The organism is Hymenobacter nivis (assembly GCF_003149515.1).
Classification (GTDB): Bacteria; Bacteroidota; Bacteroidia; order Cytophagales; family Hymenobacteraceae; genus Hymenobacter; species Hymenobacter nivis.
Genome location: NZ_CP029145.1, coordinates 2,028,508 through 2,051,962, shown reverse-complemented (window position 1 = coordinate 2,051,962; position 23,455 = coordinate 2,028,508). Strand labels below are relative to the sequence as shown.

General features: G+C 65.8%; 27 protein-coding genes. 10 read left to right on the top strand and 17 right to left on the bottom strand.

The annotated features are described in order from the left end of the window. Positions 1–69: 69 nt before the first annotated feature. The 3 genes from DDQ68_RS08965 to DDQ68_RS08955 form a co-directional block, all read right to left on the bottom strand. Positions 70–1,116 (bottom strand): glycoside hydrolase family 5 protein, encoded by a 1,047-nt coding sequence (locus tag DDQ68_RS08965; protein WP_245897387.1) that lies wholly within the window; start codon positions 1,114–1,116, stop codon positions 70–72. Positions 1,117–1,346: 230 nt separating this feature from the next. Continuing rightward, positions 1,347–2,837 (bottom strand): POTRA domain-containing protein, encoded by a 1,491-nt coding sequence (locus DDQ68_RS08960; protein ID WP_109655993.1) that lies wholly within the window; start codon positions 2,835–2,837, stop codon positions 1,347–1,349. Continuing rightward, positions 2,827–3,207: a BlaI/MecI/CopY family transcriptional regulator gene (locus tag DDQ68_RS08955; protein ID WP_109655992.1), complete on the bottom strand. Its 381-nt coding sequence runs from the start codon at positions 3,205–3,207 to the stop codon at positions 2,827–2,829. Before DDQ68_RS08955 ends, DDQ68_RS08960 begins: the two co-directional genes overlap by 11 nt. A 223-nt stretch (positions 3,208–3,430) precedes the next feature. Here DDQ68_RS08955 and DDQ68_RS08950 point away from each other — a divergent pair, with 223 nt between their 5' ends. Continuing rightward, the gene (locus DDQ68_RS08950) at positions 3,431–4,198 is read left to right on the top strand and encodes a TatD family hydrolase (RefSeq protein ID WP_109655991.1); all 768 of its coding nucleotides are present in this window, start codon (positions 3,431–3,433) and stop codon (positions 4,196–4,198) included. Positions 4,199–4,338: 140 nt separating this feature from the next. Here DDQ68_RS08950 and DDQ68_RS08945 read toward each other — a convergent pair whose 3' ends face one another. Next, complete coding sequence (locus DDQ68_RS08945; protein WP_109655990.1) at positions 4,339–4,524, bottom strand: hypothetical protein; 186 nt, start codon at positions 4,522–4,524, stop codon at positions 4,339–4,341. Between DDQ68_RS08945 and DDQ68_RS08940 the strand changes: the two genes are divergently transcribed. The 5 genes from DDQ68_RS08940 to DDQ68_RS08920 all read left to right on the top strand — a co-directional run bounded on the left by DDQ68_RS08940 (position 4,507) and on the right by DDQ68_RS08920 (position 9,283). Then, positions 4,507–5,838, top strand: coding sequence for a TonB-dependent receptor (locus DDQ68_RS08940; RefSeq protein WP_162549969.1), 1,332 nt, complete (start codon positions 4,507–4,509; stop codon positions 5,836–5,838). The two genes, DDQ68_RS08945 and DDQ68_RS08940, sit on opposite strands and share 18 nt — an antisense overlap. Beyond that, complete coding sequence (locus tag DDQ68_RS08935) at positions 5,783–5,953, top strand: hypothetical protein (protein WP_162549968.1); 171 nt, start codon at positions 5,783–5,785, stop codon at positions 5,951–5,953. Before DDQ68_RS08940 ends, DDQ68_RS08935 begins: the two co-directional genes overlap by 56 nt. A gap of 149 nt (positions 5,954–6,102) precedes the next feature. Then, positions 6,103–6,810 (top strand): hypothetical protein, encoded by a 708-nt coding sequence (locus DDQ68_RS24265; RefSeq protein WP_109655988.1) that lies wholly within the window; start codon positions 6,103–6,105, stop codon positions 6,808–6,810. 277 nt (positions 6,811–7,087) lie between these two features. Further along, positions 7,088–8,251, top strand: a complete 1,164-nt coding sequence (locus DDQ68_RS08925) for a sensor histidine kinase (RefSeq protein ID WP_109655987.1) — start codon at positions 7,088–7,090, stop codon at positions 8,249–8,251. A gap of 228 nt (positions 8,252–8,479) precedes the next feature. Then, positions 8,480–9,283, top strand: coding sequence for a LytR/AlgR family response regulator transcription factor (locus tag DDQ68_RS08920; protein WP_109655986.1), 804 nt, complete (start codon positions 8,480–8,482; stop codon positions 9,281–9,283). A 194-nt stretch (positions 9,284–9,477) separates the two neighbouring features. Here the strand turns inward: DDQ68_RS08920 and DDQ68_RS24260 are convergent, their stop codons facing one another. The 8 genes from DDQ68_RS24260 to DDQ68_RS08890 form a co-directional block, all read right to left on the bottom strand. Next, the gene (locus DDQ68_RS24260) at positions 9,478–9,600 is read right to left on the bottom strand and encodes a hypothetical protein (RefSeq protein ID WP_281271098.1); all 123 of its coding nucleotides are present in this window, start codon (positions 9,598–9,600) and stop codon (positions 9,478–9,480) included. Between the two features lie 51 nt (positions 9,601–9,651). After that, positions 9,652–10,065 carry a Uma2 family endonuclease gene (locus tag DDQ68_RS08915; protein ID WP_211320254.1) on the bottom strand — a complete coding sequence of 138 codons (414 nt, stop codon included), beginning with the start codon at positions 10,063–10,065 and terminating at the stop codon, positions 9,652–9,654. A gap of 51 nt (positions 10,066–10,116) precedes the next feature. Beyond that, entirely contained in the window at positions 10,117–10,884 is a 768-nt protein-coding gene (locus DDQ68_RS08910) for a LytR/AlgR family response regulator transcription factor (protein ID WP_109655985.1), read from the bottom strand. Between the two features lie 115 nt (positions 10,885–10,999). Beyond that, positions 11,000–11,560: a methyltransferase family protein gene (locus DDQ68_RS08905; protein ID WP_109655984.1), complete on the bottom strand. Its 561-nt coding sequence runs from the start codon at positions 11,558–11,560 to the stop codon at positions 11,000–11,002. 145 nt (positions 11,561–11,705) lie between these two features. After that, the gene (locus DDQ68_RS08900; RefSeq protein WP_162549967.1) at positions 11,706–12,740 is read right to left on the bottom strand and encodes a sensor histidine kinase; all 1,035 of its coding nucleotides are present in this window, start codon (positions 12,738–12,740) and stop codon (positions 11,706–11,708) included. Between the two features lie 15 nt (positions 12,741–12,755). Then, on the bottom strand, positions 12,756–13,736 hold the full coding sequence (locus tag DDQ68_RS22740) for an alpha/beta fold hydrolase (protein ID WP_162549966.1): 981 nt from the start codon (positions 13,734–13,736) through the stop codon (positions 12,756–12,758). Between the two features lie 209 nt (positions 13,737–13,945). Continuing rightward, complete coding sequence (locus DDQ68_RS22735) at positions 13,946–14,788, bottom strand: hypothetical protein (protein WP_162549965.1); 843 nt, start codon at positions 14,786–14,788, stop codon at positions 13,946–13,948. Between the two features lie 11 nt (positions 14,789–14,799). Then, complete coding sequence (locus DDQ68_RS08890) at positions 14,800–15,255, bottom strand: ABA4-like family protein (RefSeq protein ID WP_109655982.1); 456 nt, start codon at positions 15,253–15,255, stop codon at positions 14,800–14,802. Between the two features lie 193 nt (positions 15,256–15,448). Here DDQ68_RS08890 and DDQ68_RS08885 point away from each other — a divergent pair, with 193 nt between their 5' ends. The 3 genes from DDQ68_RS08885 to DDQ68_RS22730 all read left to right on the top strand — a co-directional run bounded on the left by DDQ68_RS08885 (position 15,449) and on the right by DDQ68_RS22730 (position 17,566). After that, positions 15,449–16,894, top strand: coding sequence for a TlpA family protein disulfide reductase (locus tag DDQ68_RS08885; protein ID WP_109655981.1), 1,446 nt, complete (start codon positions 15,449–15,451; stop codon positions 16,892–16,894). A gap of 53 nt (positions 16,895–16,947) precedes the next feature. Further along, on the top strand, positions 16,948–17,259 hold the full coding sequence (locus tag DDQ68_RS08880; RefSeq protein WP_109655980.1) for a hypothetical protein: 312 nt from the start codon (positions 16,948–16,950) through the stop codon (positions 17,257–17,259). 145 nt (positions 17,260–17,404) lie between these two features. Further along, entirely contained in the window at positions 17,405–17,566 is a 162-nt protein-coding gene (locus tag DDQ68_RS22730) for a hypothetical protein (RefSeq protein ID WP_211320253.1), read from the top strand. Positions 17,567–17,569: 3 nt separating this feature from the next. On the opposite strand, the gene DDQ68_RS08875 is transcribed toward DDQ68_RS22730, so the two are convergent. From DDQ68_RS08875 to DDQ68_RS08860, 3 genes are read right to left on the bottom strand one after another with little or no spacing between them, the layout of a single operon-like run. Next, the gene (locus tag DDQ68_RS08875; RefSeq protein WP_162549963.1) at positions 17,570–18,439 is read right to left on the bottom strand and encodes a DUF481 domain-containing protein; all 870 of its coding nucleotides are present in this window, start codon (positions 18,437–18,439) and stop codon (positions 17,570–17,572) included. Continuing rightward, complete coding sequence (locus DDQ68_RS08865) at positions 18,436–19,566, bottom strand: AMP-binding protein (RefSeq protein ID WP_109655978.1); 1,131 nt, start codon at positions 19,564–19,566, stop codon at positions 18,436–18,438. The genes DDQ68_RS08875 and DDQ68_RS08865 overlap by 4 nt, the downstream gene beginning before the upstream one ends. A gap of 53 nt (positions 19,567–19,619) precedes the next feature. Further along, a complete protein-coding gene (locus DDQ68_RS08860) occupies positions 19,620–20,069 on the bottom strand; it encodes a hypothetical protein (RefSeq protein WP_109655977.1) in 450 nt (149 codons plus the stop codon). Positions 20,070–20,242: 173 nt separating this feature from the next. On the opposite strand from DDQ68_RS08860, the gene DDQ68_RS08855 reads away from it, so the two are divergent. Then, positions 20,243–20,422 (top strand): hypothetical protein, encoded by a 180-nt coding sequence (locus tag DDQ68_RS08855; protein WP_109655976.1) that lies wholly within the window; start codon positions 20,243–20,245, stop codon positions 20,420–20,422. A gap of 252 nt (positions 20,423–20,674) precedes the next feature. Here the strand turns inward: DDQ68_RS08855 and menB are convergent, their stop codons facing one another. Both menB and menD read right to left on the bottom strand, forming a co-directional pair. After that, a complete protein-coding gene (gene menB / locus DDQ68_RS08850) occupies positions 20,675–21,499 on the bottom strand; it encodes a 1,4-dihydroxy-2-naphthoyl-CoA synthase (RefSeq protein ID WP_109655975.1) in 825 nt (274 codons plus the stop codon). A gap of 97 nt (positions 21,500–21,596) precedes the next feature. Next, complete coding sequence (menD, locus tag DDQ68_RS08845) at positions 21,597–23,354, bottom strand: 2-succinyl-5-enolpyruvyl-6-hydroxy-3-cyclohexene-1-carboxylic-acid synthase (protein WP_109655974.1); 1,758 nt, start codon at positions 23,352–23,354, stop codon at positions 21,597–21,599. Between the last annotated feature and the right edge of the window lie 101 nt (positions 23,355–23,455).

The window sequence follows — 23,455 nt, the reverse complement described above, 5'->3', positions numbered from 1 at the left end:
TTACCGGCTAGCAGTTGCGCGCTACGCGCTAAACTGCGACCAGGGCTGAGGCCGGGTCGGGCCAAAACGTTACTTCTCCACGTTGTAGCGCCGCACATATCCCCGCGTTTTCAGGCCCGATTCTTTCAAGTCCGCGTCTTTCCAGGGCCCTGTGGCGCTGGCCGATTTCTGGAGCATCGAGCACGTTTCGTCTTTGTCTGATATCGACCAGGTAATCCAGCTCAGGCCCTTGGCTTCCATCCAGTCAGTGTAGGCCTGCCAGGCGGTGGGGTTCAGGGGCCCGTCGCCGGAGGCCTCCATGCCCGCCGATTCGGAAATGAACACCGGTAGGCCGCTGGCGATGGCCGCGTCGGTGCGGTCGCGCAGCCACTGGCCGTGCGTAGCGGCGTAAAAATGCATCGTGTACATCAGGTTCTTTTGGTCCCGGATGGGGTCGGCGGCGGGCAGGTTGATGTCCTGGTCCCAGTGCGGGCAGCCGACGAGGATAACGTTGCTGGGGTCGTTGGCGCGGATGACGTTGATAATTTCCTCGGCGTAGGCCTTTACCTCGGGCCAGCTTTCCTGGTCGGGCTCGTTGAACACTTCGTAGATGACGTTGGGCGTCTTGGCGTAGGTTTTCGATACCTCGCCGAAGAATTGCTTGGCCTCGGCCAGGTTGATGTTGTGGCTGTGCCAGTCGATGATAACGTAGATGCCGGCCTTAATGGCCCCGTCCACCACCGCCTTCACCTTGGCTTTCGAAAACGCCGGATCTTTTTTGTAGCACCGCTCGCCCACCTCGATGCCCATGGCCGCCCGCACCACGTTGCACCGGAAATCCTGGGCCAGCCACTCCACTGCCTTTTCATTATAAAAGCGCGGCCACAAGCTGTGCCAGCCGAAGCTCACGCCCCGCAGCGCAATTTTTTCGCCCTTCTGGTCCACCAGCTGCGTGCCTTCCACTCGCAGGGCCCCGTGCTGGCGCACAAAGTTGGCAGGCCGTGCAGCTGTTGTAGTAATCAGGGCATTGTGTAGCAATGCGTTGGTAGTAGCGGGCCGGGTGGGTAGTTGGGCGGCGGCCGGCAGCAGCAGGGCGGCGGTAGCGGCCAGGAACATTATTTGGCGGGGGTTGAACATGGTAATGGCAAGCGCTTTCGTTGGCTAAGGTGGCCAATTTAGGGCCCCGGCGCGGGGCACGCCGTCCGCTGGAAGCTGGCGTGCGCCCCTATGCTCAGCAATTGCTGAAAACGTACCGGCGCGCGCGGTGGGGCTATTTTATATTGGTTTGAGGTCAGGCCGAGCAGTAGCGCGAACTACAGGGTGTGCGTTACTGCTCTTGCCTGGTCAAATGTGCTATATACTAATGATTAAGGCCGCGATTTAGGCGTCAGCACCAGCTCAATGTCCACCAAATCGGTGGCCTCGGTGGGGCGCATCACGGGCTGGGGGTTGATGCCAATTTTCTGCGGGTCGAACTGGCCTTCCTGGGCCAGAAAGCGGTTGGTTTCGATGAGTTTAGCGCGGCTGAATTCGTCGCCGCCGCGCAGCGGCAGCTGCTTCAGCAACGCCGCTTTGGCGGAAGCGTCGAGGTTGCCGGTGATGAAAACGCGGCCTAGCTGGGCCCTGCGGCCTTCCGCGACGGTAAAGGCCAGGTCCACGGTGCCGTCGGCTTGGCGCGTGGCCACGGGCGCTACCTGGAAAAACAGGTAGCCGTGGTTCATGTACAGGGAAGAAACATCAGTGCCGGCCGGGTCGTACGCCAGCCGCTTTTCCACCGCCAGCGAGTCGTAGGCGTCGCCGGCTCGCAGGTCCAACGCCTCGTTCAGGCGGGCCGTGGGCACCGCCGCGTTGCCCCGCCAGCTGATGCGGCCGATGCGCGGGGCTCCCGGCGCGGCGACCAGGGTGCGGGCGCTGGGGCCCCTGGATGTGGGGGCGCTGGGGGCCGGCGTGGCCCAGGCCGTGGCGACCCATGCGAAAGCCGCCACGGGCAGCACGAAGAGAAAACGGAGCTTTTGCATGGGCGTGGTGGGGGGTTGGGTGAGCATTCGGATGCGGAGAAAAACCTGTTTGTGCGCAAAGGCGTGCACCAAGGCGAAGGGCGGCTGCTGGGCTGCCAGCTTAATGAGCAGCTCACCGTAAGGTATGCGGCCGGCTGGGGCCCGTGCCACCGCCGCATCGGCCAGGTACTCGTGCACCGTCTTTAGTTGCCGGCCGAAGTAGGGCACCACGCCGTGGAACCAGAACACCACGCCTAGGGCCTCCACCAGCAGCAAGTCGAGCGTATGGCGCTGCTGCACGTGCACTTGCTCGTGCCGCAGCAGCTGGTCGCGCTCGGCGGCGCTTAGCGCGTCGTGCAGGGGCGACAGAAACACGTAGCGCCCGAAGGAGAACGCCGGCAGGCCGGGCGCGGGCAGGTGCACCACCGTGCAGTCCGCCAGCGCGGTGCGTGGGTGCCCTCGGATCAGCCGCCGCAGGGCCCCCAGGTTGCGTGCCGCCGCCCGTAGCCGGCGCAGAGCCCCCCAGCCGTAGCCGGCTGCCAGTACCACCAGCGCCAAGGCGGCCCAGTCGGGCCCCGGGGCGCCGGCCTGAGCCGTTGCAGCGGCCGTTGCCGAGGCTCCCAGCGACCAGTGCAGCACCACCAGTGCCTCCGCCGGAGCCCCCGGGGCCCGTGGCAGCAGCGCCGCCAGCCCCAGCCGCGCCGCCAAGGGCAGTAGCACCCCGGCCGCCAGGGCCCCCAGCAGGTAGGCGCGGTTCCAGGCAAAGGCGGGGAGGCGGGCCAGCGCCAAGCGGTAGGCCAGGGCAAACACGGTCAGGCAAAAGCTGGCCCCGGCCAGGTACAATAGGCTGTTAGCGAGCATCGTCGGCGGGATTTTCGGAATTGTGGAGTAGGTCGAGCAGCTGCTGTTTTTCGCGCTGGCTCAGGGTTTCTTCCACCATGAACGACACCAAGGCCGTGGGCGAATCGTCGAAATACTGGCTAAGCATGCGCTTGAAGCTGGCGGTGCGGTACTCCATTTTACTCACCAGTGGGAAGTATTCGTAGGTTTTGCCGTAGGCCTTGAAGCCCGCGTAGCCCTTGCGCTCCAAAATGCGTACCACCGACGACACGGTGTTGTAGGGCGGCTTGGGCTCGTCGGGCAAGCGCTCGATGACGTCCTTCACGAACGCCTTCTTTAACTCCCACAGCACCTGCATGATGCGCTCCTCGGTTTTGGTGAGTTCTTCCATACCCAAATATATAACGGTATTTTCAGTTTATCAACTTATTTATAAGTTACGAAACGTATCTATGCGTTTTAACTGTTTTGGCCGGCGTGCTGATATTTGGGTTACGTATTGATTATTAATGACCTGAACGCAAACGGAGTCCCAAGGAATAGTAGTCCCATCGCCGGGGGGCCAGTGGCCGGTTTGGCTTGCCCGCCCTGGGGCCCCGACCTTTGCCCGCGCTATGCACCTCACCGATTCGCACGCCCACCTCTACTCCGAGCAGTTCGGCCCCGACCGCCTCGCTGCCCTGCGCCGCGCCCAGGATGCGGGCGTGGGCACCATCGTCATGCCCAACATCGACCACAGCAGCATCGACGGCATGCTGGCCCTGGAAGCCGAAGCCCCCGAAACCTGCTTCGCCATGATGGGCCTGCACCCGTGCTCCGTAACGCGCAACTTCGAAGCGCAGCTCTACGAAGTGGAGGAGTGGCTGGGCCGCCGCCCCTTTGCCGCCGTGGGCGAGGCCGGGCTCGACCTGTACTGGGACAAAACTCTGCTCGCCGAGCAGCAGGAGGCCCTGAAAATTCAGCTGAACCTGGCCAAGCAGCACCGCCTGCCCATCGTGCTGCACACCCGCGAGGCCTTCGCCGAAACCGTGGCCCTGGTAGCGGCGGCCCAGGACGGCACCCTGCGCGGGGTGTTTCACTGCTTCTCGGGCACGCCTGCGGAAGCGGCGCAGGCCATCGGGCTGGGCTTCAAGCTGGGCATTGGCGGGGTGGCCACGTTCAAAAACGGCGGGGCTGACCAATTCCTGCCCGGCATTGGCCTGGAGCACCTGCTGCTCGAAACCGACTGCCCCTACCTGGCCCCCGTGCCCCATCGCGGCAAGCGCAACGAGCCCGCCTACCTGCCCTTGGTGCTGCACCGCGTGGCTGCCTTACTGGGCCAGTCGCCCGAGGCCGTGGCCGAAGCCACTACCCGCAACGCCGCCGCGCTGTTCAATTTGTAGTAGCGCAGCTGTAGCTAAAGGCCGCGCTACAACTGCAACGGCCGCCGATGGGGCGAAGCGAGTGACGCGCCCGCGCTGCAACAAAAAGCGAGTGGCCTCCGGGTGGGAGCCGCCCGCAGCGTTAATCGGCAAAGGAAAAATTAGGCGGCCTGGGATATTTTGGCCCTGGGTTCCAGCTGCTGGAATAGGGCGTCGATGCGCTCGGCCTGGGTGTGCACGCGGTCGAGGCCAGCGCGGGCTTCTTCGATGCGGTTGCGCTTGTACTGGGCGGTCAGGTCGCGGCCGGTGCTGAGCATTTGCTGGAGCATTTGCTCGATTTCGCGCACCTCGGGGTGGGCCCCGTACTTGGGCCGCACCACCGCGTTCAGCCACTGCCCGAGTGGATTGAGGGGCCGCGCAAACAGCGCGTCGCCGGCCAGCCCCTATCCGGGGCCAACGTCTTCCTGAAATCAACCTTCGATGGGGCCAGCACCGATTCGCTCGGGCGCTTCCGCTTCAGCACCGGGCACGCCGCTGGGGCCCTGCCGCTGGTGGTGCGGCTCATCGGGTTTGAGCCCTTGGAGCTGACCGTGGTGCTGGGCCGGGGGCCCCTGCGCCGCGGCTGGAGCCTGAACACCGGCCTGGCCCTGACCCACGACGACAACGACGTGCGCCCCGGCGCCCTGGCCGTGCGCGACGTGGAGCAGCCGGCCGTGGCCCGCCTCGTGCTTACTAACGACTCGGCCAGCACCTGGTTCAACCTGAAAATCGGCGCCGAAGGCCTGGCCCAGCGCTACCGCCAAACCTACCGGCCCGCCGCCGCCGCCCCCGGCACCCCGGGGGCCCCCAGCGTCCTGTGCACGGGTTTCGATGAGCAGCGCGTGGCCGGTTTTGCCGAGAGCGAGCTGGTGCTGAACCACCGCCTGGCCGGCCGCGCCGGGGCCCGCGCCGAGTATTCGGCCCTGCTCAGGCAGTGGAACGCCGCCCCGCGCCTGGTCCTGGCCTACCGCCTGGGGCCCCACGGCCAGCTGACGGCCGCCGCCGGCTACTTCTACCAAACGCCTGCCAACGACCTGCTCAGCTTCACGCACAATTTGGGCTTCGAGCGCGCCCAGCACGTGCAGCTCAGCTACGCGCGCAGCGCCGCCGGCCGCACGCTGCGGGGCGAAGTGTACCAGAAAAGCTACGCCCAGCTGGTGACCTACGACCCGGCCAATTTCTACGCCGCCGGCGCCTACCGCAACGGCGGCCAGGGCTACGCCCGGGGCTTCGACCTGTTCTGGCGCGACCGCCGCAGCGGGCCCCCGCCTCGACTACTGGGTGAGCTACGGCTACCTCGCCACCGTGCGCTAGTACCGCGCCGACCCCGTGCCCACCTTCGCCGCCCGCTACGCCCTAGGCGTGGTGGCCAAGTACTGGGTGCCGAAGCTGCACACGCAGTTCGGGGCTACCGCCGCCTACAACAGCCCCCGCGCCTACTACGACCCCAACCAACCCGGCTACAACCAGGCCCGCACCCCCAGCTACCAGGACCTGAGCCTGAGCGCCAGCTACCTCACCCACCTGCTGGGCCAGTACATCATCGTGAACGTGGCCGCCAGCAACGTGCTGGGTCGCGCCAACACCTACGGCTACCGCTACGCCGCCGCCCCCGACGCTAGCGGCCAGTACCAGGGCGTGGCCCTGGCCCCCTCGGCCCCGCGCATGCTGTTTGTGGGCGTGTTCATCTCCATTAATAAGAAGGCCTCCGGGAATACCGAGGTGGCCCCGGATTAGCCCGGAAGCCGCCCCGCGCTGGGGCCCCAATTCGCCGGTTCATCCGCCCCAAATGACACTTCGGGAACAACCGTTTGGGGGCCCCGGGCCGGGCGGCCACCTTTGAATCACCAACGCACCCAACCCCCTTTTCACCCCAACCCCACGCCATGAAAAAGTCGCTGTTCACCCTCGCCCTCGTTGCCTTTGCCCTCGCCGCCACCGCCCAGCCCAAAGCTGGGGCCCCCGCCAAAGCCGCCGCCACGGCCGCCGCGCCCGCCGGCTACGCCGAGGGCATGGCCCAGGCCATTGCCGCGCTTACGAGCACCGGCGACCCGGCCGTGCTGCAAGCCGGGGCGGCCAAAATGGAGCGCGCCGCCGCCGCCGCCCCCACCGATTGGCTGCCCCGCTACTACCAAGCCTACGCCCTAGCCATCAGCACATTTGGGAGCCAGGATAATGCCACCGCCAAAGACAACACCCTCGACCAGGCCGAAAAGGCCCTCGGCCAGGCCCGCCAGCTGAAGGGCGACGAATCGGAGCTGCTCGCGCTGCAAGCCTACGTGTACCAGGCCCGGCTGCGGGTGTCGCCCATGGAGCGCGGCCAGCAATACTCGGAGCTGGCCGGCGACGCCGCGGCCCAAGCCAGGGCCCTGAACCCCGCCAACCCCCGCCCGTACCTGATTGCCGCCAACAACCTGTACTACATGCCATCAGAGTACGGCGGGGGCGCCGCCGCGGCCCGGCCGCTGTTCGAGGCTGCCCAGGCCAAGTTTGCGGCCTTCAAGCCCGCCGGCCCGCTGGCGCCCAACTGGGGCCAGGGCCAGGTGCTGGGCCGCATGAAAGAATACGGCGCGCCCGCCCAGGCCAGCAAGTAGCGCCGGGGGCCCCAGGGGGGGGGCGCTGCTACTTGCTGGCAGGTCGCCCTCCGCGTGCGCCTCACCCCCCAGCCCCCTCTCCGAAAAGGAGAGGGGGAGCTAGTTACCGTTCTAATTTCTAGCTTTATTTAAGACTAAAAACTAGTCCCCCCTTCTCCTTTTCGGAGAAGGGGGCCGGGGGGTGCGGCGTTCGCGGAGGGCGACCTGCCAGAACTTAACGGCTCTGGCCCTAGGGGGCCCCGCGCCCGTTTCTTTTGCGCTACCCGCCGCTATTTTTATGGCTCACTCCCTCGTTGCTCCGCCCGCCGTGCCCTTGCCCCTGCCGCCGCCCGCCCCGCCGTATTCGCCGCCCTATGCCGATGCCGCCCCGCCCGGCACGCCCTGGGTGACGACTGTGGCGCGCTCCAATGTGCGGGCCTTTGGGCGGGTGCTGGGCTGGATAATGCTGGCCTGCGCGGTTACCGCCCTGCTGTTTGCGCCGCCGCCCTGGCGCGACCCGCTGGGCTACACCGTGTCGTTCGGCATCGCCTTTTGCTACGCGGCGGGGCTGTGGTTTGCCAACGCCTACACCGCCGACCTGCTGAACCTGCGCACCGGCTGGAGCGAGCAGCCCATCCGCCGCCTGCTGCTCACGGTGGGCACGTCGTTTCTGGCCTCGCTGCTGGTGATTGTGCTGGTGGGCGAGCTGTCGGCGGTGCTGCTGTTTCACCGGCCGCTGGGCTACACCCTGCGCCACCAGTTCTTCGCGAACTCGGCCATGCCGCTGCTCACCACGGTGGTTATTTCGCTCTTTATGCACTCGCGCTCCTTCCTGCTGGCCTGGCGCGAGGCCACCGTGCGGGCCGAGCGGCTGGAGAAGGAAAGCGCCGTGGCCCGGCTCGATTCGCTGCGCCGGCAGGTCGATCCGCACTTCCTCTTCAACGCGCTCAACGCCCTCACCAGCCTAGTAGAAGAGGCCGACCCGGCCCGTGCCGTGCGCTTCATCCGGCAGCTCAGCAGCGTGTACCGTTACGTGCTCGACAGCCAAAGCCAGGAGCTGGTGCCGCTGGCCGAAGAGCTGGCCTTCGCCGAAGCCTACGTATTTCTGCAAAAAACCCGCCTCGACGAGGCCCTGCAAGTGGAGCTTGATGTGCCGCCTACCGGGGCCCTGGCCGGCTTGTTCCTGCCGCCGCTGGCCCTGCAATTGCTGCTCGAAAACGCCCTCAAGCACAACACCGCCTACCAGGCCGATCCCCTGCGCCTGCGCGTGGCCGTGGACGCGGCCGCCGCTACCCTCACCGTGCGCAACACCCGGCGCCCCCGCCGCCTGGCCCCCGGCGAAGCCTCGGGCCGGGGCCTCGCCAACCTGCGCGCCCGCTACGTTTTCTTCACCGACCGGCCCGTGGCGGCGGGCCCCGTGGGCGAGGAGTTCGTCGTAACCTTGCCGCTGCTGAAGCTGTGAAAAAGGGGCGGTTTGGAAAGCTTATTGGCCGTCAGTATGAACGTCATGCTGAGCGTAGCCGAAGCATCTCTCCCGCGGCAGTAATCAATTGGATCAGCTGAGCATTAGAGATGCTTCAACAGACTCAGCATGAAGTTTATACTGGCGGTCAACAAGCTTTTCAAACAACCTTCCTTTCACCTTCGCACATCCCACACATCCCACACATTCCACACATTTCCTTAATTCATGCTTCGCGCTTTACTCGTTGAGGACGAGCCGCTGGCCGCCCGCCGCCTGGCCGCGCTGCTCCACAAACTGCCCGAGCCGTTCGAGATTCTGGGGCCCGCCGAGTCGGTGGCGCAGGCCGTGGCCCTGCTGCAAGCCGGCCCCGCGCCCGACGTGCTCTTCCTCGATATTCACCTGGCCGACGGCCTCAGCTTCGAGCTGTTCGAGCAGGTGGCGGTGACGTGCCCGGTCATTTTCACCACCGCCTACGACCAGTATGCCCTGCGCGCCTTCAAGGTAAACAGCGTGGACTACCTCCTCAAGCCCATCGACGAGGAGGAACTGCGCGGCGCCGTGGCCAAGCTGCGCCAGCGCCTGGCTCCGCCCGCCGCCGGGGCCCCCGCGCCCGCCGCGCCGCTGCTCGACGCCGCTGCCCTAGCCCAGCTGGTGCAGCAGCTGCGCCAGCCCGCGCCCGCGGCCAGCTACAAAACGCAGTTTGTGGTGCGGGTGGGCGAGCACCTCAAAGTGGTGCCCGTCGAGCAGGTGGCGTATTTTTTCAGCCTCGAAAAAGCCACTTTCCTCCAAACCGCCGAGGGCCGCAAGTACGTGGTCGACTACACGATGGAGCAGCTCGAAGCCCTGCTCGACCCGGCCCGGTTCTTCCGCCTCAACCGCGCCTACCTGGTCCAGCAGGTTGCCATCCACGACATCATCCACTACACCAACTCGCGCCTGCAAACCGTGCTAAAACCCGCCGCCCCCGACGCCCAGGTACTGGTGAGCCGCGAAAAAGTCAACCTGTTCAAAAGTTGGCTGGATCGGTAGCTACGTTAGCTGTCAGCTGCTGGCTGTTAGCTGTTAGTTGTTAGCTTTTTTTGAACGTCGAACCAATCGCCAATAGCTGTAGTCGTCGCGAAGTAGGGTGCGGGGCTTGTCCCCGCCCGTCGTTGAACGAAGCATGTGCCAATCGTTCAACGACGGGCGGGGACAAGCCCCGCACTTCGTGGTGAGTATAATTATCAACTAACCGGCCGCAGGTGGTGCAGCTCCAGGGCGAAGCCGGGCAGCACGGGCTCGCCGCTGAGCAGCTGGTCGAAGCCCTGGACGATGCGCACGGGCTGGCCGGGCGCGAAAATGAACACTGTTTCGCTGGCCGGGGCCAGTAGCCAGCCCAGCCGGGCCCCGGCTTCGAGCTAGTGCTCCATCTTGCGCATCGTGTCGGTGAGGCGGTCGGAGGGCGAGAGTAGCTCGGCTACAAAGTCGGGGCAGAGGCGGGCGAATCCGCGCCGGTCGTCGGCCGCCAGCGCGTCCCAGCGCGCCTGGGCCACCCAGCTGGCATCGGGCGAGAGCATGGCCCCGGTGGAAAGTGTGAAGCCGGCTGACGAATCGAAGGTTTTTCCTAACGCGTGCTGGCGGTTCCAGTGGGCCAGCTGATAGTTGATTTCGCTATTGGTAGCGCCGGTTTCAGAGCTGGCGGAAGGCATAATGGTGATTTGGTGGTCGGTGCCGCGCTCGATGCGCAAGTCGCGGTGGTCCTGGCAGAACTCGTAGAATTCTGCATCAGTGAGGCGGTCCAGGACTGGGGTTTTGAGCTTGATAACGTCCATAAAAACCGGGGCGAGTGAAGGAACAAGGTACGCAGGAATAGGGCCCCGGGCTTAGCCCTCCAGCCAGGTTTTGATGGCCCCGGCGCGCTCCTTGCTCACCACAATCTCGTCGGTGGGGGCGGGGTGCAGGGCCACCAGCAGCTTGCCGCCGAAGTGGGGCACCAGCCGGCGCACGGCCGGCAGCTGGGCGATGAGCTGGCGGTTGAGCCGGCAAAACTGGGCCGGGTCGAGCAGGGCTTCGAGCTGCTCTAGCGTGTAGTCTACCACGAAGCGGCGGCCGTCGTGGGTGGCCAGCGTGGTGGTGTCGTGGCGGCTCTGGCACCAGGCCACGTCGGCGGTGGGCAGGGGCAGCAGGGTTTCGCCCTGGCGCACCAGAAACCGCGTTTTGTGGGGCCGCTGGGGGCGGGGCAGGGCGTCGAGCAGGCGCTCGATGTTGAACGAGGCAGGGGCCCCGGCCGCCGCTTCGGGCCCCGCGGGCAGCTTGGCCAGGGCGGCTTGCAGCTCGGCCAGCTTGAGGGGTTTCAGCAGGTAATCGATGCCGTTGGCGCGGAAGGCTTGCAGGGCGTACTGGTCGTAGGCGGTGGTGAAGATGACCGGGCTGCGCACCAGGGTCTGGGCAAACACGTCGAGGCTGAGGCCGTCGGCTAGCTGGATGTCGCTGAGGATGAGGCCGGGCGCGGGGTGGGCCCCCAGCCAGGCCAGGGCCCCGGCCACGGTATCGAGCACGGCCAGCACCTGGGCCCCGGGTGCGGCCTGGGCTAGCAGCCGCTGCAAGCGCTCGGCGGCGGGGTACTCGTCTTCGAGGATGAGAACGGTCAAGTGGTAGGAGGGTGTGGGGGCAGGAGTGAGGGCAGGAAGGTAGTGCCACGTTTTGCTGAATCCGGCCCCTGGGCTCTGCCTTCGTTCAGCCGGTGCCCCTGGCGTGCGTCCTAACTCAGTAAAGGGCGGGAATCAGCCGTTTCGTGCGCTTCTGATACGCGCGGTACGCGGCGCCAAACTGCCGGGCCAGCACCGCTTCTTCGACCCAGATGCGGTAGCTGAAGGCAGCCAGGGTGGCGGTGGTAACCACGAATAGCGCCGGCCAGTTGTTGAGCGAAAGGCCAAAGCCGACGAACGACAGCAAAGAGGCCGCGTAGGAAGGGTGGCGCAGGTAGGCGTAAAAACCGTCCGTCTTCAGTTGGTGGCCTTCCCGAATGGTGACGTCGACCGTAAAAAACCGGCCCAGCGACCGGATAACCAACAGCCGCAGCACCACGCCCAGCACCACGAGGGCCAGCCCCAGCGCGGGCACCAGGCGCTGCGGGCCCACCGGCCAGCGGTAGTGGTCCGCCAGGTACACGGCCAGGTTGATTGCGCCGATGAGCGTGGCCCAAATCAGGCCCAGTGAGTGCTTGTCGGCGTGGGGCTGGTCGGTGCCCGAGGAGCGCAGCAGGCGGTTGAGCAGAATTTCTGACAAGAACCAGCCGGCGTAAACGAGAAGAAACAGCAGGGGCATGGCGGGGCGGGGCAAGGAGTGAAGGAAACTGCCGGCTTCCCGCGGGAAGCAGCAACTCGTCAAAAGTAGCCGGGGCCCCTAGCCGCCCGCAAACTAAAGTGGCCGAAACCACCGCCAACGGTTCCCAAACCGAAAAATACGTGGCTCAAGCGTCGAGTAGGGGCAGCGTGACGGCAAAAGTGCCGCCTTCCTGCGCGACTTCCACCGGCTGCGGGGCCCCCAGCAGGGCGTAGCGGCGGCGCACGTTGGCCAGGCCCAGGCCGGTGCCGGGGGCCAGACCGGCGGGGCGGGGCTGCCAGGTATTTTCCACGCGCAGGGCCCCGGCGGCGGTATCGGCCACCAGGCGCAGGTGCAGCGGGCGGGCCCGCGAAGCCTCGTTGTGTTTCAGCGCGTTCTCTACCAACAGCTGCACGCTGAGCGGGGCCACGCGGCGGGCCAGGGCCCCGGGCGGTACGTCGTAGCACACCTGCACGTTGTCCCGAAACCGCACCTTTTGCAGCGCCACGTAGGTGCGCACGAAGGCCAGCTCCTCGGCCAGCGGCACGGTGGGGCGGTCGTGGGCCAGCAGCACGTAGCGGTACACATCCGCCAGGCCTTCCAGGTACTGCTGGGCGAGGGCGTTGGCGGGGTCGATGAGGGCGGCCAGCGTGTTCAGGGAGTTGAACAGAAAGTGCGGGTCGAGCTGCTGAGCCAGGGCGTCGAGCTGGGCCTGGGTTTGGGCCTGGGCGAGCTGGTCGGCGCGGCGCTGGTTTTCCTGCCACTGCTGAAACGAGTGGCGGCTTTCGTAGATGAGCTGCCCCACCAGCGTGGGCACCAGGTTGATGGCCGCGATGAGCAGCAGCGCCCGCGGCGAGGCATTGACGCCCGGCTGCGCCCAGGCCAGCCCCAGCGTGACGGCCACCGTGGCTACGCTGGTGTAGGCCACGCTGCCCAGCCCCAGGTACCACAGCCGCCGCCGCGTCTGGGCCACGTGTGGGTAGCGCCGTTGCAGCTGCCGCCAGATTTCGCGGTTGCCCAGGCCTAGCACCAGCGTATAGAGCAGCGAGCAGCCCCAGGTAACGCTAAAATGTAGAGCCGATTGAAACGCCCATTGGCCGCTGGCCAGCGTCATCACCAGGCTGATGAGCACGAGCCCGCCCAGCACCAGGCGGCGGTCACGAAGCGGGGGAGAAGCGGGCAAAGGCATGGGCACGGGCTAGCGCACGGGCAGCGCCGCCGCAAAGGTGCGCACCGCCCGCTGGGTTGCCGCGGGCTGCTCAATCAGGGAGTTGTGGCGGCCGGGCAGCACCACCACTTGCTGGCGCGGAAACCGGAACGAGCGGTAGTGCCGGGGCCCCGCTGTGTAGTCGTCGTGCCCGGCCAGCACCAGCACGGGCATGGCCAGGGCCGCCGTGGCGGGCGCGTAGTCCTGCCCGTACTCCGGAAAGTCGAACACGTGGGCCGCAAAGTCCTGGTTGCCGGGCACCTGGCGCGCCACGCGGCCGGCGCGGGCCGCCGTGGTATCGGCGGCGTATTGCAGCTGGTAGAGGAGGTTCTGCTGGCCCAGGGCCTGCATCACCAGGCCCAGCTGCTGGGGCAGCGGCGCGCCCGCCGGCAGCTGGGGGCGGGCCGCGGCGGGCAGCAGGCTGTCGCCATAATGCACCATGCTGGCCAGCGAGGCCGAGGGGTTCAGCACGGCGTTGGCCAGGATGAGGGCCTGTACCCGGGCCGGGTAGCGCTGGGCATAGGCCGTGGCGATGACGCCGCCGAAGGAGTGCGCCAGCAGCACCCACTGCTTGAGGCCCAACCGAATGCGCAGCTCCTCCAGGTCCTGCACCTGGCGGGCCAGGCGGTAGTTGTGGCCGGGGGCGCTGGCCGAGCGGCCGCTGCCGCGCTGGTCGAGGTAAATCATTTGCAGCTGGCCTTCCAGGGCCCGGCCAGCCAGCTGCTCGAAGGCGTAGCTACCCGCGCCCGGCCCGCCGTGCACAAACACGCACGGCACGCCCCGGCCCGAAACCTTCACAAACAGCCGCACCGAATCGGAGGTGCGGAAGGCCACCTCGCCGGTGAGCAGCGCCGGGCCCCCCGCGCCCTTGGCGCGGGCTTTTTGCGCCGCTGCCGGCGTGCTGGCGAGCTCGGTCAAGGCGATGACGAAGGCAAAAATCTGAACGAGAGTGCGTAGGTGAAAGCGGTGCATTGGGTAGGAAGAAGAGGGTGATAACTCCATTTTATACTTGTCACGAAGTAGGGTGCGGGGCTTGCCCCCGCCCGTCGTTGCACGAAAGCCGACGGAACCGTTCAGCGACGGGCGGGGGCAAGCCCCGCACCCTACTTCGTTTTCCCGTTCCACTTCGTGAGCAGTATAATTGACTAAGAACAGAATGGCATAGATTGCACGCTGCGGCCTCAATGCCCGGCCCATAGCGGGCGGCCCGCCAGGGCCCCCAGCAGCAGCGCGCCCACGGCCGCCGCGTACAGCGCCGTGCCCAGCCAGGTGCCGGCTACCGCCCGGCGCGGGGCCCAGCGGCTCAGGGCCCAGCCCAGCAGCGGCAGCGCCTGCAAAGCATGCAGGCCCAGGAAATGGGCAATGCGCAGGTCGCCGGCCACGGTGCTCCAGCCCAGGCCGGGCAGGCCGGGGCCGCCGTCGGGGGCCCCTACGGTATGCTGGTGGGCATGAATCATGAATCCGCCCAGCGCCGAGCCCACCAGGAACACCAGCAACCCCAGCCGCAGGCCCCACACGTAGCCGGCCGGACCGTGCGGCCGGTAGCGCCAGGCTAGGTACAGGGCCCAGGCGGCCAGTACGGTGTTCAGCACAATAAAAATCCCCATCAGCCCGAACAGCAGGCCGTTGAGGGCGCTGCTCGCGTTGTAGTGCGAGGAAACGCCGCGCCCGGCCTGCATGAAAATGACAACGATTTCGACCACCATGCTTAAGGCCACGCCGCCGCTGAGGCGGCGCACCGCCCGCTGGGCCGTGGCGGGCAGGTCGGCCAGCAGCCAGCCCAGCGTCCAGAGGTAGGCCGCACCCGAGAGGGCAAACTTGAGCGGCTTTATCCAGACAAGGGCCCCCGCCACGAGGCGGTGGTCGAGGGGCAGCAGCGCCAGGGCCAGCGCCGCCAGCCCCACGTGCAGCCACCCGGCACCCGACAGCGCCGGGTTGGCGCGGTGCAAAATGCGCAGGGCCCCGGCTGCCGCGGGCAGGGCCGTAGGAGTTGGGCGAGCGGCGAAAGGCAGCAGCGTTTCCATGAGCAGAGGCGTTAATTAATTGACGAAGAAGCAGTTTTGGCTTTCCGGGCCCACAGCCCGCGCAACCCGAAGTACAGCAGCAGCCCCACCGGCCCGAACAGGAACGTGAGGGCCAGCGCCGGCACCACCAGCGCGTGCGGCAGGCCGCGGCGCTGGGCATCGCGCGCTTCCCAAGCGCCGGTAAAAAGATCGAAGCAGAGGTAGTGCACCCAGCCCGTCAGCAGCGCCCACGGGTCGCGGAACAAGGCCGCCACCTGCGCCAGCGACCCGAAGCCGCCCTCGCCGCCGTGGGGCCCCAGGTAGTGCGCCGCGATGAGCGCCGCGTAGGCCGCGGCCAGCCCCAGCGGCAGGGCCCCATTGAGCACCAGCGCCTTAGCGAAGCGGCTGCGCGGGGCCAGCATCAGCAGGGCCCAGCTGAGCAGGGCGGCGGGGTTGGCCAGCGAAAACAGGAAATCGGGCGTGGGCATGGGCGGCGTTTGAGGCGGTAGCTGCGTCAAAAGTAGAAGTTGGCCCCGCCGGCCGGCCGCCCATTCGGGGCGAAGCGCCCCCGCGCCCGGGCCAAGCCGCCGTGGGGCGGGGCGAAGCGGCGGGCGCCGGGCATTAATAGCCAACCGCTTCTATCTTGCCGAACTGACTTCCCCACCTAACTGCTTTCTGCTCATGCGCCTACTGCTGCTCCTTCCCGCGCTGGCCTTTGGCACGGCGCTCCGCCTGCTGGCCGGGGCCCCCGCCCCGCTCGTAACCCGTCTCAGCGGGCACCTCAGCCACGCGCCGGCCGGCGATACCGTGCGGCTGCTAATCAACGAGCAGCAGCTGAAAACGGTGCTCAGCCCAGCCGGCGATTTTCAGTTTGAGGTGAAGGACCTCGCCGCCCCGCTGCCAGTTAGCTTCGAGTACGCCGGGCAGCGTACCCAGCTCTACCTCACGCCCGGCGACCAGCTGCGCCTGACGCTGGAGTTTAGCGATTTTGATAATAGCCTTGTGTACAGTGGCCGGGGGGCTAACGCCAACAATTACCTGGCCCGGTCGCAGTGGTTGTTTGAGTACAGCCCGCCCGGCAACGACCCCCGGCCGATGGACAGAATAGGCCCCGCCACCACGCCCCCCGAAATGCGGCAGTGCGCCGACGCTTTTCGGCGGAAGCGCCTCGCCTTCTTGGCTGACTACGCCCGCATCCACCCGCTACCGGCCCTTTTTCAGCGCGAGGCCCAGACCACCATCGCGGCCGATTGGGCCATTGCGCTCCTTTACTACGCTCGGAGGCAATGGCCTACTCCGTCCGGTGAGACGCTGCCAGAGACGTACTTCAACTTCCTGGCCGAAGTACCGGCGCGGGAGCTAAGCCAGCACTGGGGGCGTAGCATTGCCGATAGGTCGTTGGTAGCAAATTTTACAATGGGTTACCAGAACCGCCTGGTGCCCGCGGGTAAGCTCAGCGCCGACCCCGCCCAGGGCCCGCGGCTCTACCGGCTGGCCACGGCCGAGGTGGGCGCGGGGCGAATCCGCGACTGGACCATGGAGGTCCTGCTAACGGATAACATCCGCACCAACCTGCCCGGGGCGCTCGCTTTCTACCCCACTTTCCGGCAGCACAACCGTGACTCGGCGATGGCGCGCGACATTCGGCAAGCATTTGTCAAGGGCCGGCGCTTAGCGGCTATCCAACAGCTAAGCGCCGGCCAACCGGTCCCCGCTTTCATTCTGCTGAGCAATGAGGGCAAAAAAGTGACGATGAGTGATTTCCGGGGCAAGGTCGTGTACCTCGATTTCTGGGGGACCTGGTGCGGCCCCTGCATGAACGAGATGATCAACTTTGCCCCCGCGCTCAAGCAGCAGTTTGCCGGCCGCGACGTGGTATTTCTCTACATTGCGGTGGGCGACTCCGAAGAAAAGTGGCAGAAAACTTTGACCGGCAAGCACTTCACCAGCCCCAACAGCGTACACCTGCGCGCGCCCAGCGCGGACGAAGCCGAGGTATACCAGGTGAATGGCTACCCCAGCTACTACCTCATCGGGCGCGACGGCCGCCTGATCAAAAAATACGCGCCGCGCCCTTCCGATGGGGTCGAAACTGTGGCCGCCATCGAGGCCGCGCTGAAAGACTAGCTGGCCCTCTACGGCGAGTACGTGCTCCTCGAAAACCGCCGCTGGGAGCTGACGTGCCCCTGCAAGCGGGCCTCGGCAACGCCTACGTGGAGTACGCATCGCCCGACGGCAGCATCCAGGAAACGCTCCACGACTCCATGGGCGTCATCGAGCCTAGCACGAATGTCCAAATGCGCATTTTTCGCTGGGTCGGGTTGGTGGCGGGCGCCGGCTGGTGGGCTCCGGTATTTGTGAACCGCACGGTGCGCAAGGAGCTTAGCGGGCCCATTTTTTACCTGCGCGGCAAGCTCTTCCTCAACGATTTGGTAGCTGTGGTGCGGGGCCGCGAGCGGCTATTTCCCCAAAAAGGGCTGCGCCGCGAATAATTATGCGGGCGGACTCTTGTGGCGTGGGCAGCGACGACTTATGTTTGCCTTCGTCTCCACAATAAATGGTACTTGTATGCGTTTCGGTTGGATTTCTGCGTTTGTGCCTGACGCCCGTGGTGTCCGCTGGATCTTTGGGTTATTGTTGCTACCGGCCGTATGGCTGGCCAAGGGCGGTAGCGCCCCGGGGCCCCCGCCGGTGCCGGTAGCCCCGGTTGCCGCCGTGGCCCCGGCCGCTGCGCCGGTGGCCCCGGCAGCCCGCGTGGTGCCCCGCCTGGCCCCGACGGCCCCGCGCGCGGCCCGCTAGCCGCTACTTGCCCGCCGCGTAGGTAAAGCCCACCGACAGGTTGGTGTTCACGGGGGCGCGGCCCTCTACGTTGATGCTTTCGAGCGCGTAGGAGTAAGTAACGGCCAGGGCCAGGTGGCGCGAGAGGCGCACGGCCAGGGCCCCCGTGCCATTCACGCGGTAGTCGCCGTTAACGTCGCTCACTGCCGGCTGGTAATACACCAGGGCTGTGAGCGTGGCCGCCCCCCGCGTGTACTGGCCCTTGGCGCGCAGCGAGTGGCGCAGCACCTGGCGGCGCAGATCGGTATAATATTGGGTTTCTTCGCGCAGCAGGAAATAGCTCACGTTCACTTCGTTGCGCATCGTGTCCTTGTATAGCTGGTAGCCCACGCCCAGGCCGCCCACCACGCGGTAGTCGATGGCGCGCAGGTTGCTGTATTCCACCTGGCCCAGGGTGTAAAACTTGTAGCGCCCCTGCTGGTAGGTGGGCGTGGTGAGCAGCAAAAACTCGCGCTCGCGCTGCAAGCCGTCCTGCTTGCCGTAGCTGAAGCTAAGGGCCGCCGGGGCCAGCCAGTGCCCGCCCTTGAACGACAGGTTGACGGTGTGACTGGTGCTGAGGAACATGCGCGCGACGGTGCCCGTGGTGTAAAGGCCCGTGAGTGCGGCCGTGTAGCGTACGCCCCTGCCCTTCACGTTGTAGGTTTCAAATTCGGTGGCCGGCAGGCCGGCGGCGCCGCCGGCCGCTGGGGCCACGGCGGGCGTGGTGGTGGTATCGGCCTTGGGCGCGATGCGGGCCGATTTGGCCACGCTTTGGGCGCGGGCCGCGGGGCTGCCCGCAATCAGCAGCAGCGTCAGCAGCCCAAGGCCCCAAAACTTCAAAAATAGCCCCTTCATCCGAGCAAATCCGGGGTTTCGAGGCTGCGCAGCGTGGCCGGCCGGTCGAGCTTGCCCGAGGCCGTGGTGTGAAATTCGGGCACGAACACGAGGTGCCGCGGCTGCTCGTACTTGCCCAGGCGGGCGGCCAGCAGCGCCCGCAGCTGGGCCTCGGCAGCGGCGGTCAGGGCGGGGCCCTCCACGTAGGCGGCCACGGCCTGGCCGAGGCGCTCGTCGGGCCGGCCGGCCACGAAGCAGCGGCGCGGGGCCCCCAGCTCGGCCAGGGCCACGTCGAGCACCAGCTCCACCTTCTCGGCCGGCACCTTCACGCCGCCCGAGTTGATGACGAAATCGGCCCGGCCCAGCCACTCAAACGTGTGGGCGCCAGCGTCCAGCGCCACTAGGTCGTTAGTGACGACGAGTTGGTCGTTGGTCACGTCGCCGCGCAGCGTAAGGCAGCCGCGCGCGTTCTGCCCGGCCGCAATACCCGGCAGCACCCGGAAGGCGGTGGTGGCCTGGGGCCCGTTCAGCCGGCGCAGGGCCACGTGCGAGCAGGTTTCCGTCATGCCGTAGGTGAGCAGCACTGGCACCGTGAGCTGGGCCTGGATGGCGGCCAGCAGCGTGGCGTCCACCGGGGCCCCGCCCACCAAGATGGTTTTCATGCGGTTGAGGCGCGGAGCGTGGCCGGCGGCCAGCACGGCCCGCAGCTGCAAGGGCACGAAGGCGGCAAAGTCAAACGCGGCGTCGGCCGGCACCAGGGCCAGCGGGTCGGCCTGGGGCTCCACCATGGTGAGGTGCATTTGCCGCTCCAGGCCGCGCACCAGCATCATCAGCCCGCCGATGTACTCGCAGTTGAGGCATACTAGGGCCCGGTCGCCGGGGCCCAAATCGAAAAAGTCGCCGGTGCGCTGGGCCGAGGCCGCCAACTGCCGCCGCCGCACCACCACGGGCGCCGGCGTGCCCGTGCTGCCCGACGTGGTGAGGGTGAATTCCTGCGAGCCGTTCAGCCACTCGCGCACGCGCTCCAGCACGCGGGCCTCGTAGCCGTTGAGGTCGGCGGGCACAGCGGTGGGGTATTGCTGGATGGCAGCGTAGGCGAATTCGCGGCCGTTGAGCAGCAGGGAATCGGGAAGGTTGGAGGAGGCCATGGCAAGCAAGATAAACCGGCGGCCCAAGCCGCCCGCCGGACCCCGCCGGGGCCCTAGCGGACCAGCCAGCGCTGGTACGTTTTGACTGACGGTACCGTCAGCCGCCCCAAAACTAGCAGTAGGCCGCCGCAAATGGCCAGGTCCGTGGCCTGCTGCGTGACGACGTAGGAGGCCAGTAGGGGCAGGGCCAGCAGGCTCAATAAGCTGTCGCGCAGCAACGTTCGCGCCTGGTAGATGCGCAGGTTTTCGGCATACGGGCGCCGTAGATTGGGCCGCAGGCCGCGCGACACTGCGTAGAGCAGGGCCCCCACCACCGGCACCAGGGCCCCCAGCAGCAGCAGCGCCGGCCAAGTGGCCAGCCGCGGGTTGGCGGCGGCGCCCACCGCCATCCGGGGGCCGGTGGCCAGCACCGCGCCGCCCATCAGCAGGGCCTGGGCCCCGTAGTGCAGCCAGTGCCGCCGCCGGATGCGCCCGAGGGCCTCGTGAAATTCAGCGTCCGTCATGCGGCAAAGAAGAGGGCCCTGGGGGCGGTCAGGTAAACGCGTAGCGGGGGCGGCCCGCGCACCCACACGCCAAAGGCACTGAGCAAGTTGCCAACAACGGTCGGAACAATTTGGCTTGCCTTTGTCGAAAAAAATCGTTATTATTACCTAATTCCCATTTAATCCCTACGGCCATGACCTCCCATCCGCACCTGCCCGCGCCCCCGGCGCCCGTTGTTGAAAGCATCGCCCGTCCCACCCGCACGCCCGCCGAGCAGGCCGCCAAGGCCGCCAAAAAGGAGCGCAAGCACGCGCGGCTGCGCCAGTTTTTCTCCTGGTGTTGGGGCTGCCAGTTCATGGGCGGCAGCTTTTGATGGGTTTGATTAGTAATTGGTTATACGCAAAAAGCCCTGCTAAACTGACTTGTCCTTGCCCAAAATTCAAAAGCCCTTTCGGCCATGCGGCCGGAAGGGCTTTTTTAGACGAGTGCTTGCCCAGATTGCGGCTTTTCGAGTGGTGTTAGCCAGCGAAAAAAGGCGCTCACGCTACTTCCAAGAAGCCAGCAAAAGATTTGGGTAAGGACAAGCCAAACTGACGGGGCTTTTTGCTGCGGTGCCGCGCCGCGACTACGGAAATTTCGGGAATTTCGAGAAGTCAGGCTGGCGCTTTTCGAGGAAGGCGTTTTTGCCCTCCTTGGCCTCTTCGCTGAGGTAGTAGAGCAGCGTGGCGTTGCCGGCCAGCTCCTGGATGCCGGCCTGGCCGTCGAGTTCGGCGTTGAAGCTGGATTTGAGCATCCGCAGGGCCAACGGGCTCTTTTGCAGTATTTTGTGGCACCAGGCCACGGTGGTTTCCTCCAATTTTTCGAGGGGTACCACCTTGTTCACCAGGCCCATGTCGAGGGCTTCCTGGGCGTCGTACTGGTCGCAGAGGAACCAGATTTCACGGGCCTTTTTCTGGCCTACCACGCGCGCCAGGTACGAAGCCCCAAAGCCGCCGTCGAACGAGCCCACGTTGGGGCCCGTTTGGCCGAAGCGGGCGTTGTCGGCGGCAATGGTCAGGTCGCATACCACGTGCAGCACGTGGCCCCCGCCGATGGCCCAGCCCGCCACCATGGCAATCACCGGCTTCGGGATGGAGCGGATCATCTTCTGCAAGTCCAGCACGTTGAGGCGGGGCACGGCGTTTTCGCCCACGTAGCCGCCGTGGCCGCGCACGCTCTGGTCGCCACCCGAGCAGAAGGCCTTGCCGCCCTCGCCGCTGAAGACGACCACGCCAATGTCGGTGCGGTTGCGGCAGATGTCCATCGCCTCAATCATCTCATCCACTGTGAGCGGCGTGAAGGCGTTGTGCACCTGCGGCCGGTTGATGCTGATTTTGGCGATGCCCCCGTGCTGGGAGAAGAGGATTTCTTTGAACTCCTTAATCGGGGTCCATTCAATTTTTTCAGACATATCGCGCGAAGTTTTGCTAGGTTTAAAATTTAAGTTTCGCAGTATTGCATCTGTCAGGTTTCGCGAAACGCAGTGTTAAACTTCGCGAAACCTTGCGCTAAAAAGCCGCTTTCACGGCCGCGCGGTATTCCTCAAAGAAGGCGGCGTTGGTTTTACTATCGGTGAAAATTTCCAGCACTGCCGCGCCGCCTTCGGCCGCAAAGAAAACCGGTAGCGCGGCATCTAGTTCGTCGAACGAAGCAACCGGGAAATAGCGCAGCTTAAAATCGCGGCATAAGTTCTCGGCCGTCAGGGCTTGGTGGGTTTCAAAAAACTCTTCCAATTCCGGCTGCTGCCGGGGCCCATCAATCATACGGAAAATGCCGCCGCCGTGGTTGTTGAATAGCACGATGCGCAAATTTGGCGTGGGGTAGTTGTGCCAAAAGGCGTTGCGGTCGTAGAAAAACGCCACGTCGCCGGTGAGCAGCACCACCGGCCGCGCGGGCTGCGCCAGGGCCCCACCCACGGCGGTGCTGTTGCAGCCGTCGATGCCGCTGGTGCCGCGGTTGGCAAACACCTCAATTTGCCGGCCCTGCGGCAGGCCCAGGATGTTGGCGTAGCGCACGGCCATGCTGTTGGCCAGGTGCAGGGCGGTGCCGTCGGCCAGGGCCCCTAGCGCGTGGCGAAAGGCCGAAAACTCGTTGAACGGCTCTTGGACTTCCTGGTAACGGCCGCGCTGGCTACCGAAGAAATTATTAAGCGCCGTTTCCCCGTGTTGTTGCGCCGAACCCCAGCCCAAGTTGTAATGAGTTGTCGAATCGTTTATTGAAGCATCGGGAGAACTACCCGCGGCAATACTGCGAAAAAAACTAGTCGGTTCGACCCGAATAATTTCACTTAGAGAACGAAAAGTATCTGCCACCGGGCCCGCAGCTTGTACGTGCCAGTGAATTAATGGCGCGGCATTGCGTAGAAATAGCTTCAGGCTTTTAGAAATTAACGACTGTCCAAACGTGATAAGTAAGTCGGGCCGAAGTTCATTTCTCTCGTCTTCAGAAAGACCCGCAATGAATATATCCTGCTTGCCTAAAATCTGGCTTAGCCCGTCGGTCAAATTAGAAATAACATCGCCCACTATGGGGGCCCGGTAGGCCAACGCGAAGCTTTTCAAAGCCGCCGCAAGCGGCGCATTTGCTGGGTACTGGCCTGCTACTACAAGCACCCGGCCAGCGTTTCTTAGTCGCTGGCGCAACTCGGTTGATTCCGATAAGCTAAGCGTTCCAGTGGCTGGTATCTCCCGAATAATCTTCACGTCCTGTTCGTACACCACTACCTCACCCAGCTTCGGGTAAAACGGCTCGCGTAGCGGCACGTTCACCTGCACTGGCCCGGCGGGGCCCGCCTGCGTCAAATTAATGGCCTCGTTAATTATCCGCTCGGCGTGCCACTTGGCGTCGGGGTGGGTGGTATCGGTCGGGAAATCGAACGCCGCCTTGGCGTGGGCCCCGTACAGGTTGCGCTGGCGGATGGTCTGGCCGTCGAGCTGGTCAATCCATTCCGGAGGCCGGTCGGCGGTGAGAATTAGCAGCGGGATTTGCTGAAAAAAGGCCTCCGCTACGGCGGGCGCGTAGTTGAGGCCGGCCGTGCCGCTGGTGCACACCAGCACCACCGGGCGCCGCGTGGCCTGCGCAATGCCCAGGCCGATGAACGCCGCCGCCCGCTCGTCGGGCACCACGCGCAGCCGGCCGCGGTAGGCCGGGTGCCGCGCAAAGGCCAGCGCGAGCGGCGCCGAGCGCGAGCCCGGCGAGAGCACCACGTCGGTAATTCCGTGCCGGGCGCAGATTTCGGCGATGTTGAAAACGGCTTGGTTATTCATTTAACGCGGCTAATTGTAATAATTAATTTCGGGGATAAAAGGTCGTTATGCAGCGCGCAGCGAAGCATCTTTCCCGCGTAACTAAATTTGGGATTACTGGC